Below are 15,363 nucleotides of genomic sequence, written 5' to 3'. Positions count from 1 at the left end.
ACCGCTCCGGTCAGACTACGCCTCAGACCGCGTCGAGGGTGGCTTCCTTCTGGGCGATCTGCTGGATGCTGCTGGTGGTAGCGTTGATGCGCTCCGACGTTTCGAAGGCGGTGTTGGTGCGCTGAACCACCTGCGAGGCCGGGGCGCCGCTGGCGGTGGTGGTCTGCTTGGCCTTCTTCTTCTTGTTGGTCTGCGCCTTGACTGCGGTCTTGGTGCGGATCTTCTCGGCGGAGCCGGGTTCGATGTTGTCGGCGGCGATCAGATATTCGTCGCGGCGCTTGACGATGTTCTGGTTGATGCTGCTGGCGATGGCGTAATCCTTGTCCAGCTGGGCGCGGATCAGGGCCATGCGCTGCTCCGCCTCCGGCTTGCCGATGCGCTTGGCCTTGTAGTCGGCCTTGACGCGCGCAATCTCGGCGCGGCGGCAGTTCACCAGCTGGTCGAGGGCGATCTGGGTGCGGTTGAGGTTCTGGTTCTCGGTGTCGAGGTCGTTCATAACGCCCAGGATCGCCTGATCGCGGCCCTGCTGCGCCTTGGAATTCCAGTAGCCGCCGAGCGTGCCCAGCGCGGCGCCCGCCGCGGCGCCGATCAGCGCGCTCTTCAGGTTGCCGCCGGCGAGCGCGCCGGTCAGCGCACCGACGCCGGCCCCGATGGCGGCGCCCTTCAGCATGTCCTCGGCGTAGTAATCGCCGGTCGAATCGAGGGCGACGCGGTACTGGTAGCAGGCGTCGGTGCCGTCATTCGCGCCGATGCGGTCCTGCTGCGTGGTCACGCAGCCGCTGAGCGCCATGGCGACGATGGTGATGGAGACGAGGCTTGCCTTGGCGCGGTTGCTTCGCATGAGCTGATTCCCGTTTGCACTGCCGTTCGCGGCATCATTCGTACCGTACCCGAAGTCCCGGCCGGCCGTTCCACCCCCACAGTGGATGCGGCCCCCCTGCCGATCGGGTCCGGCTGCAACGCTGCCACAGCAACAACCGCAAAGGAAGTGATCTTTACCACCAATTCGTGCGGCCTTTTATGCATCGGCATCCGCGTGTAGCCTGTGCTGCACGGCATCGTTGGGGGACTGCAATGTTTCGAGGAAAGCGACGTCCGGGCACCGCCGCCGGCGCAATTCTGGGCGGCTTCGTCATGGTCGCGGCCGCTGCGGGACTTGCGCTCGGGCCTACGCCGGCGCGGGCGGAAATCGCCGCCCTGGTGATCGGAATCGACCGCTATACCCAGGTCAGCCCGCTGCAGGGCGCGGTGAACGATGCCCGCGACATCGCCGACGCGCTGAAGGGGCTTGGCGTCCGCAAGCTGCGCCTGTTCATCGACGGCGAGGCGGAGCGCAGCCGGATCATCGCCGCATGGCGGCAGCTGGTCGCCGAGACCGCCCCCGACTCGACGCTGGTGCTGACCTTCGCCGGCCATGGCGCGCAGCAACCGGAACGTGTGCGCGGCAGTGAGGCCGACGGCATGGACGAGTTCCTGGTGCTGGCCGATTTCGCCCCGCGCGGCCCCGGGACCGCCCAGCGGCTGACCGATGACGAGATCGCCGTGCTGCTGAAGGAGGCGGCACCGCGCCGGGTGATCTTCATCTCCGATTCCTGCCATTCCGGCACGATGACCCGTGCCTTCGACGACCGCGCCGGCATGCTGGGCACACGGGCGGCGAAGATCGACGGTGTTCCGGTCGACCAAATCGAGGACGACGCCCTTCCCCCGCCCACCCGCGCCGCCCTGCAGGCGGAGGCGGAGGAACAGCCGAACGTCACCTTCTTTGCCGCGGTCGCCGACCACGAGCTGGCGCCGGAGGTGATGATCGACCGCAAGCCGCGCGGCGCGCTGAGCTGGGCCTTCGCCAATGCGTTGCGCGGACAGGCCGACCGCGACGGCGACGGCATCGTCACCAAGGGGGAACTGGAGGCCCATGTCCGCGGCGCCGTGCGCATGGCGCTGGAGGGGCGGCAGCATCCGCAGGTGCAGCCGCGCGGCCGTGGCGAGATCCCGCTGATCGACCCGGTCGCCAGCCGGCCGAAGCCGCCGTCCCTGCTGCCGGCCGCCGGGCCGATTCCGCTGCGCATCCTGGGCAATCCGGCGGTGGTGAAAAAGCTGGCGGCGGGCTTCACCGGGATCGAACTCGCCGGGAAGGACGATCCCGCCCTGGTATGGGACAGCGCCGCCGGCGAGGTCGTCAGCTCCATGGGCGACGTGCTGGCCAGCATCCCCGGCGATCCGGCGGCGGCTGAAACCCGGCGGCGGGTGCAGGGGGTGGTCGACAAATGGGCGCTGGTTGTGCGGGTGAAGGCGGCGGCGCAGGACCGCTCGCTGACCCTGGCGGTGGAGCCGGGCGACCGCGATTACCGCAAGGGGGAGACGGTCTCGCTCGCCATCGGCGGCAACAGCGGGACCTATTTCACCCTGATCAACCTCGCCGCAGACGGCACGGTCAACTACCTCTACCCGCTGGCGGAGCGCAACGACCCGGCGCAGATCCCGCGCGGCGGCCCCTACCGGCTGGCGCTGACGGTGGAGCCGCCCTTCGGCGCCGACCATTTCCTCGCCATCGCCTCACCGAAGCCGATGACGGCGCTGCAGCGCGATCTCGCGGCGCTCGACGGCAAGCCGGCCGCCGCGGAGGTCGCCACCCTGCTGACCCGCCACCTGACCGGACAGCCGGTGGAGTTCGGCATCCACGGCGTCTACAGCACCGCCCGCTAAAGCGCGGCGGAGGCGGCGTCAGGCCAGTGCCGGCAGTTGAGGGGCGAGCGCCAGATGCAGTTCATGGCGCCCGTCCGGCAGCCCCGGCCGGTAGCCGAAATCCAGCGCGATGCCGGACAGCTTCAGCCCGTTCGCCTCGGCATGGGCATGGAGGCGGGCGAAACCGTCGGCGATCTCCGCGGCCGGGCCGTCCTGCACGGTGCGCAGATAGCGGCCGGCGTCGAGATCGACGCGGACCATGCCGGCTGGGATCTCGCTCGCCTTGGCCGCCATGAAGCCGACCAGCCGGCGCTGCATGCCGTTCTCCTCCGGCAACGACACCGCGGCGAAGGCCGCGGTCTCAATGTCAGCGGCGAACACGCGCTCCCACGCGGCGGCAACGGCGGCGGGTAGGTCGTCGCGGCCCGCCTCGACCATGCAGCCGATGACGGTCAGTTCGGGGAAGGTCACGGTTTCGATCATCGGGATCTCTTGAATTGCGGTTTAAAGATCCGCATCGGCCAGCAGACGGGCCAACACCGGGCCGGCGGCACCGGAACCGACCGGCCGGCCGTCCACCGCCACCAGCGGGCGCAGGCCCAGGCAGTTGGTCAGGATGGACTCGTCGGCGCGGGCGAGGTCGTCGGGGGTGAGCGGCGCCTCCTCCGCGCCATGGCGCTCCAGGATCAGGGCGCGGCGGATGCCGGGAAGGGCACCATCGGCCACGGGCGGGGTCAGCAGCCGGCCGGCGACGGACAGGAACAGGTTGGCGACGCTCGATTCCGCCAGCCGGCCGGCGCCGTTCAGCAGCAACGCCTCGTCGGCGCCGCGCTCCGCCGCTTCCTGCCGGGCCAGGATGGAATCCAGGTAATTCAGCGACTTCAGCCGCGACAGCGGCGAGTGCTCGTTGCGGCGGGTGCTGCGGGCGATGACGGCGGCGACCGGCGCGGTCATGTGGGCGGCCGGCGCCACAGTCATCAGCAGGGTCGGCCGGGCGTCGGCCGGCGGCAGCACGCCGCGGGCGCCGGTGCCCCGCGACAGCGTGAGGCGCAGAACACCGTCCTTCACACCCGTGGCCTCGATCAGCGCCGCCATCGCGCCGGTCAGGTCCGCGAAGTCATAGGGCCGCGGCAGGCGGAGCAGCGTCGCTCCGGCATCCAGCCGGTCGAGATGGCGCGGCAGGTGGCGGGGAGCGCCGTCCTTGATCCGGATCGTTTCGAACAGCCCGTCGCCGAGGGTGAAGCCGCGGTCGGCCGGATCGATCCGCGCCTCCGCGGCGGGCATCAGCCGCCCGTTCAGCCAGATGGTCATTGCACTCCCTCCCCTGTCCACTCCACCACCGGATATCCTGCGGCGCGCAGCTGGGCGCGGGCCTTGACCAGCATCTCCTCATGCTCCGCAGCAGGATCGGAATCGGCGACGATGCCGCCGCCGGCCTGGGCGACCACATGGTCCTGCGTCACCGACAGGGTGCGGATGACGATGTTGCTGTCCATCGCGCCGTCGAAGCCGATCCAGGCCACCGAGCCGCAATAGGCGCCACGCCGCGCCACCTCCAGCTCGTCGATGATCTGCATGGCGCGGATCTTCGGCGCCCCGGTGATCGACCCGCCGGGACAGGCGGCGCGCAGCAGATCGACCGGCCCCAGCCCCGGCAGCAGGCGGGAGGTCACCACGGACACCAGATGATGGACGGTGGCGAAGCTCTCCAGCCCGAACAGCACCGGCACCTTGACGCTGCCGACCTCCGACACGCGCGCCAGATCGTTGCGCAGCAGGTCGGTGATCATCAGGTTTTCCGCCCGGTCCTTGATGCTGGCCGACAGTTCCGCCGCCGCCGCCGCGTCGGCGCCCGGATCCGCATGGCGCGGGCGGGTGCCCTTGATCGGCCGTGTCTCGATGGTCCGGTCGGCGCCCAGCCGGATGAAGCGTTCCGGCGACGCCCCGGCCAGCCGCAGCCTGGGGCCGCAGTTCAGGAAAGCGGCGAAGGGCGCCGGGCTGAGACGGCGCAGCCGCTCATACAGCGCATAGGCGTCGGTTTCCGGCCCGGCATCGGCCAGGAATCGCTGGGTGAAGTTCGCCTGATAGATGTCGCCGGCGCGGATATACTCCAGAACCCGCCCGACCCGGTCGAGATAGTCGGGACGCGACAGCTCCGACCGCCAGCGCATCGGCTGAGGGCCGGCCGATTGTTCCGGAGGCGGAACGGACAGCCGCGCCGCCATGCGCCGGGCGCGGTCCTCCGCCTCCGGCCGCGCTGCGATCACCCAGGCGCGCCGCTCCTGCCGGTCGAAGGCCGCCACGACGTCGTAGAGGCCGAAGGCGAAGTCCGGTTGGCCGCCCGGATTGCCGTGGCGGGAGCGCAGCCCTTCCAAAGCCGTTCCGGCTTCGTAACCGATGAAGCCCACGGCGCCTCCGGTGAAGGGTACCGGGCCGTCGGATGGACGCGGATGAGCGGCCAGCGCCCGTTCCAGCGCGTCGAAGGGGCTGCCGCCGACCGGGCGGCCATCAACGAGGGTTCGCCCGCCGATCGCTTCCACCGTTTGGAACGGTTCCGCAACGATATAGGAATACCGCCCGTTCCGTGGATGGGGAGCCGCGCTGTCGAGCAGCATCGCCCAGGGCTCGGCGCTCCAGGGGCGGAACAGGGCGGCGGGATCGCCGCAGGTGATGGGAATCGTCAGCATGGCGGGGCAGTCGGCCGTCGGCTTACATCAAGATGGTGGCGCCGCCATCGACGACCAAGACGTGACCGTTGACATAGGTCGCCGCCGCCGAGGCCAGGAACACCGCCGCCCCCGCGATCTCTTCCGGCCGGCCCCAGCGCCGCATCGGCGTGCGGTTGGCGAAGTAGGCTCCGCGTTCGGGATCGGAGGCGAGGGCCGCATTCGTTTCGGTTGCGAAAAAGCCGGGCGCGATGGCGTTGCTGGTCAGGCCATGCGGCCCATATTCGGCGGCCAGCGCCCGCACCATCCCGTTCAGCCCGGATTTCGCCGCGGCATAGACGCTGTCGTTGGCCCGCGAAATCTGCCCGGCGACGGAGGTGACGGCGATCAGCCGGCCGCTGCCCCGCGGCAGCATCAGCCGCGCCGCTTCCCGCGCCAGAATGAGGCTGGAGGCCAGATCGACGTCGAGAAGGGAAACGATCTCATCGTCGGTCAGGTCGGCCAGCGGCTTGCGGTTGCGCTGTCCGACATTCTGGACCAGCACGTCGAGCCGCCCATGCTCCCGGTCGATGCGTGCGAAAGCCTCGCGCACCGCCGCCCGGTCCGACACGTCGAAGGCCAGCGCCGACGCCGATCCGCCGGCCTCCGCGATTTCCGCAACGCGGGCCTCCAGCGTGGCGGTGTCCCGGCCGTTCAGCAGCACATGCGCGCCCGACCCGGCCAGCGCCCGCGCGATCTCCAGCCCCAGGCCGCGGCCCGACCCGGTAACGAGCGCCACCTGCCCGACGAGCGAGAAGGTCGACAGATAGGGTGGGATCGTCGCGTCCATGTCTGCCCCCGGCTGTTACGGCACCGCCCGCACCCGGACGGAGCCGGGATGGTGGCAAAGCCGAGATGTAGCAGACCCGCCGGCTCAATGGCACCCCGGATGGCACCCCGGATGGCAACCGGACGCGCCGGCGCCCGGTGCCGGTCGCGGTTCCGCTTGTTGGAGGATTGTTGCCCGACTAACACTTTCGGACGTGCAGTTTTCGGTCTGCCGTGCTTCCGCTCCGCCGCATCGCAGGGAGTGCCCGACTATGCCTTTGCCGCCGCCCGACAAGCTTCGCGACCTTGCAAAGATTTTCCAGACCAACGCGCCGTCCGCCAAGGATTTCGAACCCTTCAGCGAAACGCGCGCAAAACTGGCGAAATATTCCAAGATGGCGCTGATCGGCGGCGCCCAGGCCGGCCTGCAAAGCGGTCTGACCGCGCTCAGCGGCGTAGCGACCGCGACCGTCAATGTGGGAATCGGCTCCATCACCCTCTTCCCGCTCGGGGCGGCGCTGGGTCCGTGGCTGGGCGCGCTGGCCATCGGCATCACGGCGAACGGCATCTTCGCCCTGCATGACCTGCGCGACGCCGCAACCCGCAGCACCGGCTATCCCTGCACCTGCGGGAAGTGCAAGGCCAACCTGACCTACGTGATCGACCGCAAGGAGAACAATGCGGCGATCAAGGCGGTCAGCGTCTTCACCGTCGGGCTGCCGCTGATCGCCGACCGCATCTGGTCGGTGCGCAAATATTTCCGGAAGGAAAGCCCGAAGGAGAACATCTGCGTCAGCATGATCGAGGGCGCGCGCGGCGGCTGCCTGTGCGCCATCGCCTCGGTCATGATGCTGTGCGGCGAGTGGAAGCAGAACGAAAAGGCGGATGCCGCGCTGGTGGTCGACGCCGTCGCCATCATCTGGTCGAGCGACGGCGCCAAGAAGCTGAAGTCGAAATGGTGACCGTCCGCCACCACCAACCGCGGCCCGAACAGAAAAAAGGCTTCGGATGACCGGCATCCGAAGCCTTTTTCTTGAGCATCAGCGGCCGGTCAGTGGACCGACGCCTCCCGCGCCGCGGAGGCGCTCGCCACCGGCGGCAGGGCGAAGCCCAAGGGCGGACGCTCCGGCGCCTTGAAGCCGTGCGCCCGGTCCTCCTCCACCACCACGCCGTCCAGCGCCAGCCGGCCATCGACCACCGACAGGGTCATGGTGGTCTTGCCCTCCACCTCCTCGTCGAGCAGACGCTCGGCGATCGGGTCCTCGACAAGGCCCTGGATGGCGCGCTTCAACGGACGGGCGCCGAAGGCCGGATCCCAGCCCAGATCGCCCAGCCGCCGCTTGGCCGCCGCATCCGCCGCCAGGGTGACGCCGCGCTCGGCCAGCCGCTCGTTGACGCGGGCGAGCTGGATGTCGACGATCCGCGACATCTGGTCCCGGCCCAGCCGGCGGAAGATCAGGACATCGTCCAGCCGGTTCAGGAACTCCGGCCGGAACGCCTTGCGCACCGCGTCCATCACCTCCACCGTCACGCCGGCCATATCCTCGTCGTCACCCAGGGCGCTCAGCGCCTCGGCCCCCAGGTTGGAGGTCATGATGAGGATGGCGTGGCGGAAGTCGGCGGTGCGGCCCTGTCCATCGGTCAGCCGCCCGTCGTCGAGGGCCTGCAGCAGGACGTTCAGCACGTCGGGATGCGCCTTCTCCACCTCGTCCAGCAGCACGACCTGATAGGGCCGGCGCCGGATGCGTTCCGCCAGGGAACCGCCGTCGTCATAGCCGACATAGCCCGGAGGCGAGCCGATCATGCGGCTGACCGCGTGCTTCTCCATATACTCCGACATGTCGAGGCGGGTGATCGCCGTCTCGTCGTCGAACAGGAAGGACGCCAGCGCCTTGGCCAGCTCGGTCTTGCCGACGCCGGTCGGACCGAGGAACAGGAAGGAGCCGGTCGGGCGGCTGGGGTCCTTCAGCCCGGCGCGGGCACGCCGCACCGCCTTGGACACCGCGCGCACCGCCTCCTTCTGGCCGACGACGCGCTCCGCCAGCTTGTCCTCCATGCCCTTCAGCCGCTGGCGTTCGCCCTCCAGCATCCGTTCGACCGGAATGCCGGTCCAGCGGGTGACGACGGCGCCGATGTCCTTGGCCGTCACCTCGTCACGCTCGGTGCTGGCACGCGATTCGGCATCGGCGAGACGCTTCTCCAAATCGGGCACCACGCCATAGGCAAGCTCGCCGGCCTTGGCCCAGTCGCCGTCGCGCTGGGCGCGCTCCAGCTTGGTGCGGGCCTGGTCCAGCTCCTCCTTCAGGCGGCGGCCCTCGGTGCGGCGGGACTGCGAGGCGCGCCATTCCTCTTCCATCGAGGATTGGCGGGCTTCCGCTTCGGCCAGCTCGCCTTCGAGGACCTGCAGCCGTTCCTGCGAGGCGGCGTCCGGCTCGGCCTTCAGCGCCTCGCGCTCGATCTTCAATTGGGCGACGCGGCGGTCGACGGCGTCGAGCGCCTCCGGCTTGCTGTCGATGGCCATGCGCAGGCGGCTCGCCGCCTCGTCGACGAGGTCGATGGCCTTGTCCGGCAACCGGCGGTCGCCGATATAGCGCGCCGACAGGCTCACCGCCGCGACCACCGCCGCGTCGGCGATGCGCACGCCGTGGTGCACCTCGTACTTGCCCTTGATGCCGCGCAGGATCGACACCGCGTCGTCCACCGACGGCTCGTCCACCGTCACCGGCTGGAAGCGGCGGGCCAGGGCCGCGTCCTTCTCGATGTATTTGCGGTACTCGTCGGGCGTGGTGGCGCCGACGCAGCGCAGCTCGCCGCGCGCCAGCGCGGGCTTCAGCATGTTGGCAGCGTCCATCGCCCCGTCGGTCCGTCCGGCGCCGATCAGGGTGTGCAGCTCGTCGATGAACAGGATGATGCGGCCGTTGGCCTCCTGCACCTCGGCCAGCACCGACTTCAGCCGCTCCTCGAACTCGCCGCGGAACTTGGCGCCGGCCAGCAGGGCGGTGAGGTCGAGCGCCAGGACGCGCCGGTCCTTCAGCCCTTCCGGCACATCGCCGGAAGCCAAGCGCTGGGCCAGCCCCTCGACCACGGCGGTCTTGCCGACGCCGGGCTCGCCGATCAGCACGGGATTGTTCTTGGTGCGCCGCGCCAGCACCTGGATGGTGCGGCGGATCTCGTCGTCACGGCCGATGACAGGGTCGAGCCGGCCCTGCCGCGCCTCTTCCGTCAGGTCGCGGGTGTAGCGGGCCAGCGCCTCGCCGGAGGTGGTTTCGGTCTCGGCGTCGGCGGGATGGTCCTTGCGCTGGGCATCGGCTGCGGCGGCCAGCGCATCGGCATCGACGCCGGCGCGGCGGAACAGCGCGCGCAGCGGGCCGCTCTGGCGGGCGAGGCTCTCCAGCAGGCGTTCGGCGGTGACGAAGCGGTCGCCGCCGTTGCGGGCCGAGGCGACGGCACCCTGCAGCACGGCCGCCAGCGCCGGCGACATGTAGAGCGGCTGCGGGCCTTCGCTGGCACCCGGCTGGACCGGAGCGCGGGACAGCTGTTCCTCGGTCGCGGACTTCAGCAGGTCGGGATCGCCGCCGGTGTCGCGCACCAGACGCGCGGCGACGCCGCTGGTGTCGTCGATCAGGGCCTTCAGCAGATGTTCGGGGAGAAGCTGTTGATGCCGCTCGGCAAGGGCGGCGATCTGCGCGGCCTGAATGACGCCACGCGCACGATCGGTGAATTGACCGAAGTCCATCCGGCACTCCGTTTCCCAAGGTCTCCCGCCCAGCCATCCGGCGCGGGACGGCGCTTCCACGATCCGCAAAATGCGCGATCGCCCGGCGCCTGATGGGTAAATGGTTAACGGAATTGCGGCGATCAAGAGGGGGGCCTGGCCAGGACAATCCGGAGGCCGCGACGGGCAGGCGCCATATTGACACACGATCCCCACCGCCCCCTTCATAGCGTCACGATATGGACATCAGGGGTTCCGGCGGGATGGACGTGCGGCAGCTTCGCTATTTTCTGGGCATCGTCGAGCATGGCTCGATCTCCCGCGCGGCGGAGGCGTTGCGGGTGGCGCAGCCGGCGCTCAGCCTGCATCTGAAGCGGATGGAGGAGGATTTCGGCTGCCAACTGGTCCTGCGCACGGCGCGCGGCGTGGTGCCAACGGAAAGCGGGCGGCGGCTGGCGCAGCGGGCGGCGGCCCTGATCGGCCAAATGGACGGGCTGCGCGACGAGGTGCGCGCGGTGGAAGCGGTACCGGCCGGGCCGGCCACCGTCGGCATCCCGACCTCGCTGGGGCCGGTGCTGACCGTGCCGCTGGCGCTGGCGGTCCGCCGCACCCATCCGCAAATCCGGCTGCGGGTGGTGGAGGGGCTGTCCGGCCACATGCTGGAATGGGTGCTGTCGGGACAGCTCGACCTTGCGCTGGTGTTCGGCACCAAGGAGATGGGCGGGCTGGAGACCGAACTGGTGGCGCGGGAAAGGCTGCATCTGGTCGGACCCGCCGACGACCCGCTGCTGCGCGGCCGAGGCGCGATCCCCTTCGCCGAGGCGCTGTCCCTGCCGCTGATCCTGCCCGGCCGCCCGCACGGGGTGCGCGAGGAGGTGGAGCACGCCGCCCTGCTGGCGCGGGCCGGCGTCACCGTCGCGCTGGAGATCGACGCGCTGGAGCAGATCAAGGCGCTGGTGGCGGAGGGCTGCGGCTATACGGTCCTGTCCGACCGGGTGGCGCGGCATGGCGCGGCGGCGGAGCGGCTGACCGGCCTGCCGATCGTCGATCCGCAGATCGACCGGACCATCCTGCTGGCCCATGCCGCCGGCCGGCCGATGTCGGCCGCCGCCCGCGCGACGCACGGCATCCTGAACGGGATTCTGGCCGGCCTGACCCGGGACGGCGGGTGGCGCTGAGTAGCTCCGCCCGCCCTACTCTCCGGCCCCACCCGGTCAGGAGCCCAGATTGACGATCTCCACCCGCCGGTTGACGTCGCTGGCCGGGTTCGCCGGGTCGAGAAGCTGCTGCGAACCGCGGCCGACGGCGACCAGCCGGTCCGACGACACGCCGAAGGTCCTGGTCAGGTAATCGCGCACCGAGACGGCACGCCGCGTCGACAGGGCGAGGTTGTAGCTGGGATTGCCGACGCCGTCGGTGTGGCCGGTCAGCTGGAAGCGGTAGGCGGCGAGATCCGGCGAGGTCAGGGCGCGGCCCAGCTCGTTCAGGATGCCGGTCGCCTTCGGCGTCAGTTCCGCCGAATTGAAGGCGAACTCCACCTGGAAGCTGATGCGCGGCGCCGCCTTTGGCTGGGGGGCGGGAGTGCCGTAGGACGGCGCCGGTGCCGGAGTGGGAGCGGGCGCAGCGGTGGTGTCGCCGGTTCCCAGCGCCAGGCCGCGGGTCCGCGGCCTCTCGTCGCCCTGCGGCCGGTCCGGCTTCAGCGCGCGGATGAAATCCTCCGACGTGGTCGGTGCGGCAGCCGGATCGGTGGCCAGCGCCGAACCGCTCACCGACAGCAGCAGACCCAGGCCGGCCAGCGCCGGCCGCAACATCCCGACCGCATCCATTCCCGCACCCCCGCGTTCCTATCAGGACCAAACTTCGGCCATCCTAGCCAAATGCGTGTCCCGCCGCCAGCGCCGGCCCGCAGGGTTGCAGGCAGCCACTTCGATTCAGCCCGGCCTCAGGGCAGCGGCGCGCACATCGCTGCGGACCATTTTTGCCGCAGGACCGGACGGTTCCCGGTCTTGCTACCGCCACAGTGCGGCGATACCGTGCAGCCCACGCCGCAGCCGTTCCGTGGAAACATGCACGACATCGTCATTCAAGTCCTGGGCGTTGCCGGGCTTCTCGCCCTCGTCAGTTTCCTGCCGCCGCTGGCCGCCCGGTTCCAGATGCCCTACACGGTGCTGCTGGCCGGCGTCGGTGTGGCGCTGGGCGCAGTGATCCAGACCTTCGCCGGCATGCCGGGCAAGGGGCCGTTCCACGATTTCCTCGCCTCGCTGGCGGATCTGGACGTCTCATCCGACGTGCTGCTGCACATCTTCCTGCCGATCCTGCTGTTCGAAACCGCTCTGGCGGTCGACGTGCGCCGGCTGTTCGACGATCTGGGGCCGATCCTGCTGATGGCGGTGGTGGCGGTGTTCGTCTGCACCTTCGCCGTCGGCTACGCGGTCAGCCTGTTCACCTCGCTGGGGCTGGTCGCCTGCCTGCTGCTGGGGTCCATCGTCGCCTCCACCGACCCGGCGGCGGTCATCGGCATCTTCCGCGACCTTGGCGCGCCGCGCCGGCTGACCACGCTGGTTGAGGGCGAAAGCCTGCTGAACGACGCCGCGGCCATCGCGCTGTTCACGCTGCTGCTCGACATGCTGACGCGCAAGGCCACCGGCGGCGCCGGGGCAGCGGCGCTGGACTTCCTGCGCGATTTCTCCGGCGGCGTCGTCACCGGCTATGTCTGCGGCCGCATCGTCTGCATGCTGGTGGAGCCGGTGCGCAACCAGCCGATGGCGGAGATCACGCTGACGGTGGCGCTGGCCTATCTGTCCTATGTGCTGGCCGAACATTATGTCGGCGCGTCCGGCGTTGTGGCGGTGGTGGCGGCGGCGCTGGTCATCGGTTCGGTCGGGCGGACCCGCATCTCCCCCGCCACCTGGGGCGCCATGGAGCATGTCTGGCAGCAGCTGGGCTTCTGGGCCAACTCCATGATCTTCCTGCTGACCGCCATCCTGGTGCCGCGCCTGATGGCCGATGCCGGCTGGGCGGAGGTCGGGCTGGTGCTGGTTGTGGTGCTGGCCGCCTTCGCCGCGCGCGCGGTCGTGCTGTTCGGGCTGCTGCCGATCCTGTCCTGGGCCGGTCTGGCGCAGAAGGTCAGCAATTCCTACAAGTCGGTGATGCTGTGGGGTGGCCTGCGCGGCGCGGTGTCGCTGACGCTGGCCCTGGCGGTGACCGAGAATTTCCGCGTGCACGACCGGGTGCAGAGCTTCATCGCGGTGATGGTCACCGGCTTCGTCTTCGTCACGCTGTTCATCAACGGCACCACCCTGCGCTGGCTGATCCGCCTGCTGAAGCTGGACGAGCTGACTCCGGTGGAGCACGCCATGCGCAACCGGGCGCTGGCGCTGTCCACCGACAGCATCCGCGACCGCGTCGCCGCGGTGGCCGAGACCTACGAGGTCGACGGCGTCGTCAAGGACGTGATGGTCGCCCGCTATGAGGAGCGGCGGAAGAAGATCGACCAGGAGCGCCAGGAGGAGGCCCAGTTGACCGGCGAGGACCGCGTCACCATCGGCCTCGTCATCCTGGTGAACCGCGAGGAGGAACTCTATTACGCCCACTTCTCCGAAGGGGTGGTGTCGCGCGCGGTGATGGAGATGCTGGCGGGGCGCAGCGGCCGGCTGCTCGACGCGGTGAAGAGCCAGGGCCGCAACGGCTACCGCGCCTTCGAGGAGCCCTTCATCGCCTTCTCGCCCTGGATGCGGACGGCCAGCTGGCTGCAGCGGCGCTTCGGCATCCACCGGCCGCTGGCCCGCCGCCTGTCGATGCGGTTCGAGGTTCTGGTGGCCGTGCGCACCGTGCTGCGCGAACTGCTGGCCTTCACCCGCGACCGTCTGGCCCGTGTGCTGGGCCAGGAGGTGGCGTTCGAGCTGGAGGGCATGCTGGTCGGCCGGCTCGGCATCGTCGAACAGGCGCTGTCGGCCCTGAAGCTGCAATATCCCGATTATGCGGTGGTGCTGCAGAGCCGCTACGTCGGCCGCGCCGCCCTGCGGCTGGAGCATGCCGAATACCGCGCCATGCACGCCGAATCGATCATCAGCCAGGAGGTTCTGACCGACCTGGAACGCGATCTGGAACAGCGCCGCCGCGTGCTGGAACGCTTGCCGAAGCTGGATGTGCGATTCGACGTGGCGGAGCTGGTGCGCCGGGTGCCGCTGTTCGCCGGCCTGCCGTCGGAGCGGGTGGCGACCATCGCCACGCTGCTGCGCGCCCAGCTGGCGCTGCCGGGCGAGACCATCGTGCGCAAGGGCGACCGCGGCGACGCCATGTTCTTCATCGCGTCGGGCGCCGTCGAGGTGCTGGTGCCGATGCTGGCGGAGCCGGTGAAGCTGGGCACCGGCGACTTCTTCGGCGAAATGGCGCTCTTGTCCCGCCAGCGGCGCAATGCAGACGTGCGGGCGCTGGGCTATTGCCAATTGCTGGTGTTGGATGAGAAGGATTTCCGCCGGCTGGTACAGAAGGACGCGGATTTGCAGTCCCACATCCAGGCGGTCGCCGAGGCGCGCCGCCAGCCGACCCAGTCGTCGCCGGCCGTCCCGGCGGTGAGCTGACCGGATCGGGGAAGGGATTCAAAGATGAGCGGGACCGCGACGGGCGGCCAGCCCTGGCTGCGCCTGATGCCGGGCCTTTTCGTGCTGCTGTGGAGCACAGGCTTCATCGGCGCGAAATACGGGCTGCCATATGTGGAGCCGCTGACCTTCCTGCTGATCCGGCTGGGGCTGGTCGCCGTGGTGCTGGCGCTGGTGGCGCTGGTCAGCCGGGCGCCCTGGCCCAGGGACTGGGCGACCGCCGGGCGGATCGCGCTGGCCGGGCTGCTGGTCCATGGCGTCTATCTCAGCGGCATCTTCATCGCCATCTCGCAGGGACTGCCGGCGGGCGTGACCGCGCTGGTGGTCGGCATCCAGCCGCTGCTGACCGCCGCCCTGTCCGGCCCGCTGCTGGGCGAACGGGTGACCGGCCGGCAATGGGTCGGGCTGCTGCTGGGCCTTGCCGGCGTCGGGCTGGTGGTGCGGGAGAAGCTGTCGATCGACGCGGCGCATCTGGTCCCGTTCGCCTATGCCCTGGTGGCGCTGGTCGGCATCACGCTGGGCACGCTCTACCAGAAGCGCCATGGCGGCGGCATGGATCTGCGCAGCGGCACCGCCATCCAGTACGGCGCCACCGCGCTGGCCCTGGCAATCGCCGCGCCGCTGACTGAGACGATGCAGGTGCAGTGGACGGGGGAGTTCGTCTTTGCCCTGCTGTGGCTGTGCTTCGTGCTGTCGGTCGGCGCCATCTTCCTGCTGTTCGCCCTGATCCGCCGCGGTGCGGCGGCCAAGGTCGCCAGCCTGTTCTACCTGACCCCGCCGGTCACCACGCTGATCGCCTGGATCCTGTTCGGCGAGAAGCTGGGGATCGTGGCGCTGATGGGCATGGCGGTGGCGGTCTGCGGCGTGGCGCTGGTCAACCGGAAATAGG

The 15,363-nt window shown here is 70.1% G+C and carries 12 protein-coding genes; 5 read left to right on the top strand and 7 right to left on the bottom strand.

The features are described from left to right. Positions 1 to 22 precede the first annotated feature (22 nt). On the bottom strand, positions 23 to 841 hold the full coding sequence (locus B9N97_RS10315; RefSeq protein WP_085085993.1) for a YMGG-like glycine zipper-containing protein: 819 nt from the start codon (positions 839 to 841) through the stop codon (positions 23 to 25). Positions 842 to 1,074: 233 nt separating this feature from the next. Here B9N97_RS10315 and B9N97_RS10310 point away from each other — a divergent pair, with 233 nt between their 5' ends. Beyond that, positions 1,075 to 2,706: a caspase family protein gene (locus B9N97_RS10310; protein WP_244560652.1), complete on the top strand. Its 1,632-nt coding sequence runs from the start codon at positions 1,075 to 1,077 to the stop codon at positions 2,704 to 2,706. 18 nt (positions 2,707 to 2,724) lie between these two features. Here the strand turns inward: B9N97_RS10310 and B9N97_RS10305 are convergent, their stop codons facing one another. From B9N97_RS10305 to B9N97_RS10290, 4 genes are read right to left on the bottom strand one after another with little or no spacing between them, the layout of a single operon-like run. Further along, positions 2,725 to 3,168, bottom strand: coding sequence for a GyrI-like domain-containing protein (locus B9N97_RS10305; RefSeq protein ID WP_085085991.1), 444 nt, complete (start codon positions 3,166 to 3,168; stop codon positions 2,725 to 2,727). 21 nt (positions 3,169 to 3,189) lie between these two features. Further along, entirely contained in the window at positions 3,190 to 3,996 is an 807-nt protein-coding gene (locus tag B9N97_RS10300; RefSeq protein WP_085085989.1) for an aminotransferase class IV, read from the bottom strand. After that, positions 3,993 to 5,372, bottom strand: coding sequence for an aminodeoxychorismate synthase component I (gene pabB, locus B9N97_RS10295; protein WP_085085987.1), 1,380 nt, complete (start codon positions 5,370 to 5,372; stop codon positions 3,993 to 3,995). Before pabB ends, B9N97_RS10300 begins: the two co-directional genes overlap by 4 nt. A gap of 22 nt (positions 5,373 to 5,394) precedes the next feature. Beyond that, entirely contained in the window at positions 5,395 to 6,180 is a 786-nt protein-coding gene (locus B9N97_RS10290) for an SDR family oxidoreductase (protein ID WP_085085985.1), read from the bottom strand. Positions 6,181 to 6,430: 250 nt separating this feature from the next. Between B9N97_RS10290 and B9N97_RS10285 the strand changes: the two genes are divergently transcribed. Beyond that, on the top strand, positions 6,431 to 7,120 hold the full coding sequence (locus B9N97_RS10285; RefSeq protein ID WP_244560651.1) for a hypothetical protein: 690 nt from the start codon (positions 6,431 to 6,433) through the stop codon (positions 7,118 to 7,120). Positions 7,121 to 7,209: 89 nt separating this feature from the next. On the opposite strand, the gene clpB is transcribed toward B9N97_RS10285, so the two are convergent. Further along, the gene (gene clpB / locus B9N97_RS10280) at positions 7,210 to 9,894 is read right to left on the bottom strand and encodes an ATP-dependent chaperone ClpB (RefSeq protein WP_085085983.1); all 2,685 of its coding nucleotides are present in this window, start codon (positions 9,892 to 9,894) and stop codon (positions 7,210 to 7,212) included. 242 nt (positions 9,895 to 10,136) lie between these two features. Here clpB and B9N97_RS10275 point away from each other — a divergent pair, with 242 nt between their 5' ends. Beyond that, positions 10,137 to 11,051 (top strand): LysR family transcriptional regulator, encoded by a 915-nt coding sequence (locus B9N97_RS10275; protein WP_085086702.1) that lies wholly within the window; start codon positions 10,137 to 10,139, stop codon positions 11,049 to 11,051. 36 nt (positions 11,052 to 11,087) lie between these two features. On the opposite strand, the gene B9N97_RS10270 is transcribed toward B9N97_RS10275, so the two are convergent. Then, on the bottom strand, positions 11,088 to 11,699 hold the full coding sequence (locus tag B9N97_RS10270) for an OmpA family protein (protein ID WP_085085981.1): 612 nt from the start codon (positions 11,697 to 11,699) through the stop codon (positions 11,088 to 11,090). 240 nt (positions 11,700 to 11,939) lie between these two features. Here B9N97_RS10270 and B9N97_RS10265 point away from each other — a divergent pair, with 240 nt between their 5' ends. Next, complete coding sequence (locus B9N97_RS10265) at positions 11,940 to 14,456, top strand: cation:proton antiporter (protein ID WP_085085979.1); 2,517 nt, start codon at positions 11,940 to 11,942, stop codon at positions 14,454 to 14,456. A gap of 24 nt (positions 14,457 to 14,480) precedes the next feature. After that, positions 14,481 to 15,362: a DMT family transporter gene (locus tag B9N97_RS10260; RefSeq protein WP_085085977.1), complete on the top strand. Its 882-nt coding sequence runs from the start codon at positions 14,481 to 14,483 to the stop codon at positions 15,360 to 15,362. Position 15,363 lies beyond the last annotated feature (1 nt).

It is taken from the genome of Azospirillum oryzae (genome assembly GCF_900177515.1).
Classification (GTDB): Bacteria; Pseudomonadota; Alphaproteobacteria; order Azospirillales; family Azospirillaceae; genus Azospirillum; species Azospirillum oryzae_A.
This window is presented reverse-complemented; position numbering and strand designations above follow the sequence as displayed.

Coding starts and splice junctions, on each gene's coding strand:
- B9N97_RS10270 (WP_085085981.1), bottom strand. CDS start 11,699: ATGGATGCGGTCGGGATGTTGCGGCCGGCGCTGGCCGGCCTGGGTCTG.
- clpB (WP_085085983.1), bottom strand. CDS start 9,894: ATGGACTTCGGTCAATTCACCGATCGTGCGCGTGGCGTCATTCAGGCC.
- B9N97_RS10305 (WP_085085991.1), bottom strand. CDS start 3,168: ATGATCGAAACCGTGACCTTCCCCGAACTGACCGTCATCGGCTGCATG.
- B9N97_RS10275 (WP_085086702.1), top strand. CDS start 10,137: ATGGACGTGCGGCAGCTTCGCTATTTTCTGGGCATCGTCGAGCATGGC.
- B9N97_RS10315 (WP_085085993.1), bottom strand. CDS start 841: ATGCGAAGCAACCGCGCCAAGGCAAGCCTCGTCTCCATCACCATCGTC.
- B9N97_RS10300 (WP_085085989.1), bottom strand. CDS start 3,996: ATGACCATCTGGCTGAACGGGCGGCTGATGCCCGCCGCGGAGGCGCGG.
- B9N97_RS10290 (WP_085085985.1), bottom strand. CDS start 6,180: ATGGACGCGACGATCCCACCCTATCTGTCGACCTTCTCGCTCGTCGGG.
- pabB (WP_085085987.1), bottom strand. CDS start 5,372: ATGCTGACGATTCCCATCACCTGCGGCGATCCCGCCGCCCTGTTCCGC.
- B9N97_RS10260 (WP_085085977.1), top strand. CDS start 14,481: ATGAGCGGGACCGCGACGGGCGGCCAGCCCTGGCTGCGCCTGATGCCG.
- B9N97_RS10310 (WP_244560652.1), top strand. CDS start 1,075: ATGTTTCGAGGAAAGCGACGTCCGGGCACCGCCGCCGGCGCAATTCTG.
- B9N97_RS10285 (WP_244560651.1), top strand. CDS start 6,431: ATGCCTTTGCCGCCGCCCGACAAGCTTCGCGACCTTGCAAAGATTTTC.
- B9N97_RS10265 (WP_085085979.1), top strand. CDS start 11,940: ATGCACGACATCGTCATTCAAGTCCTGGGCGTTGCCGGGCTTCTCGCC.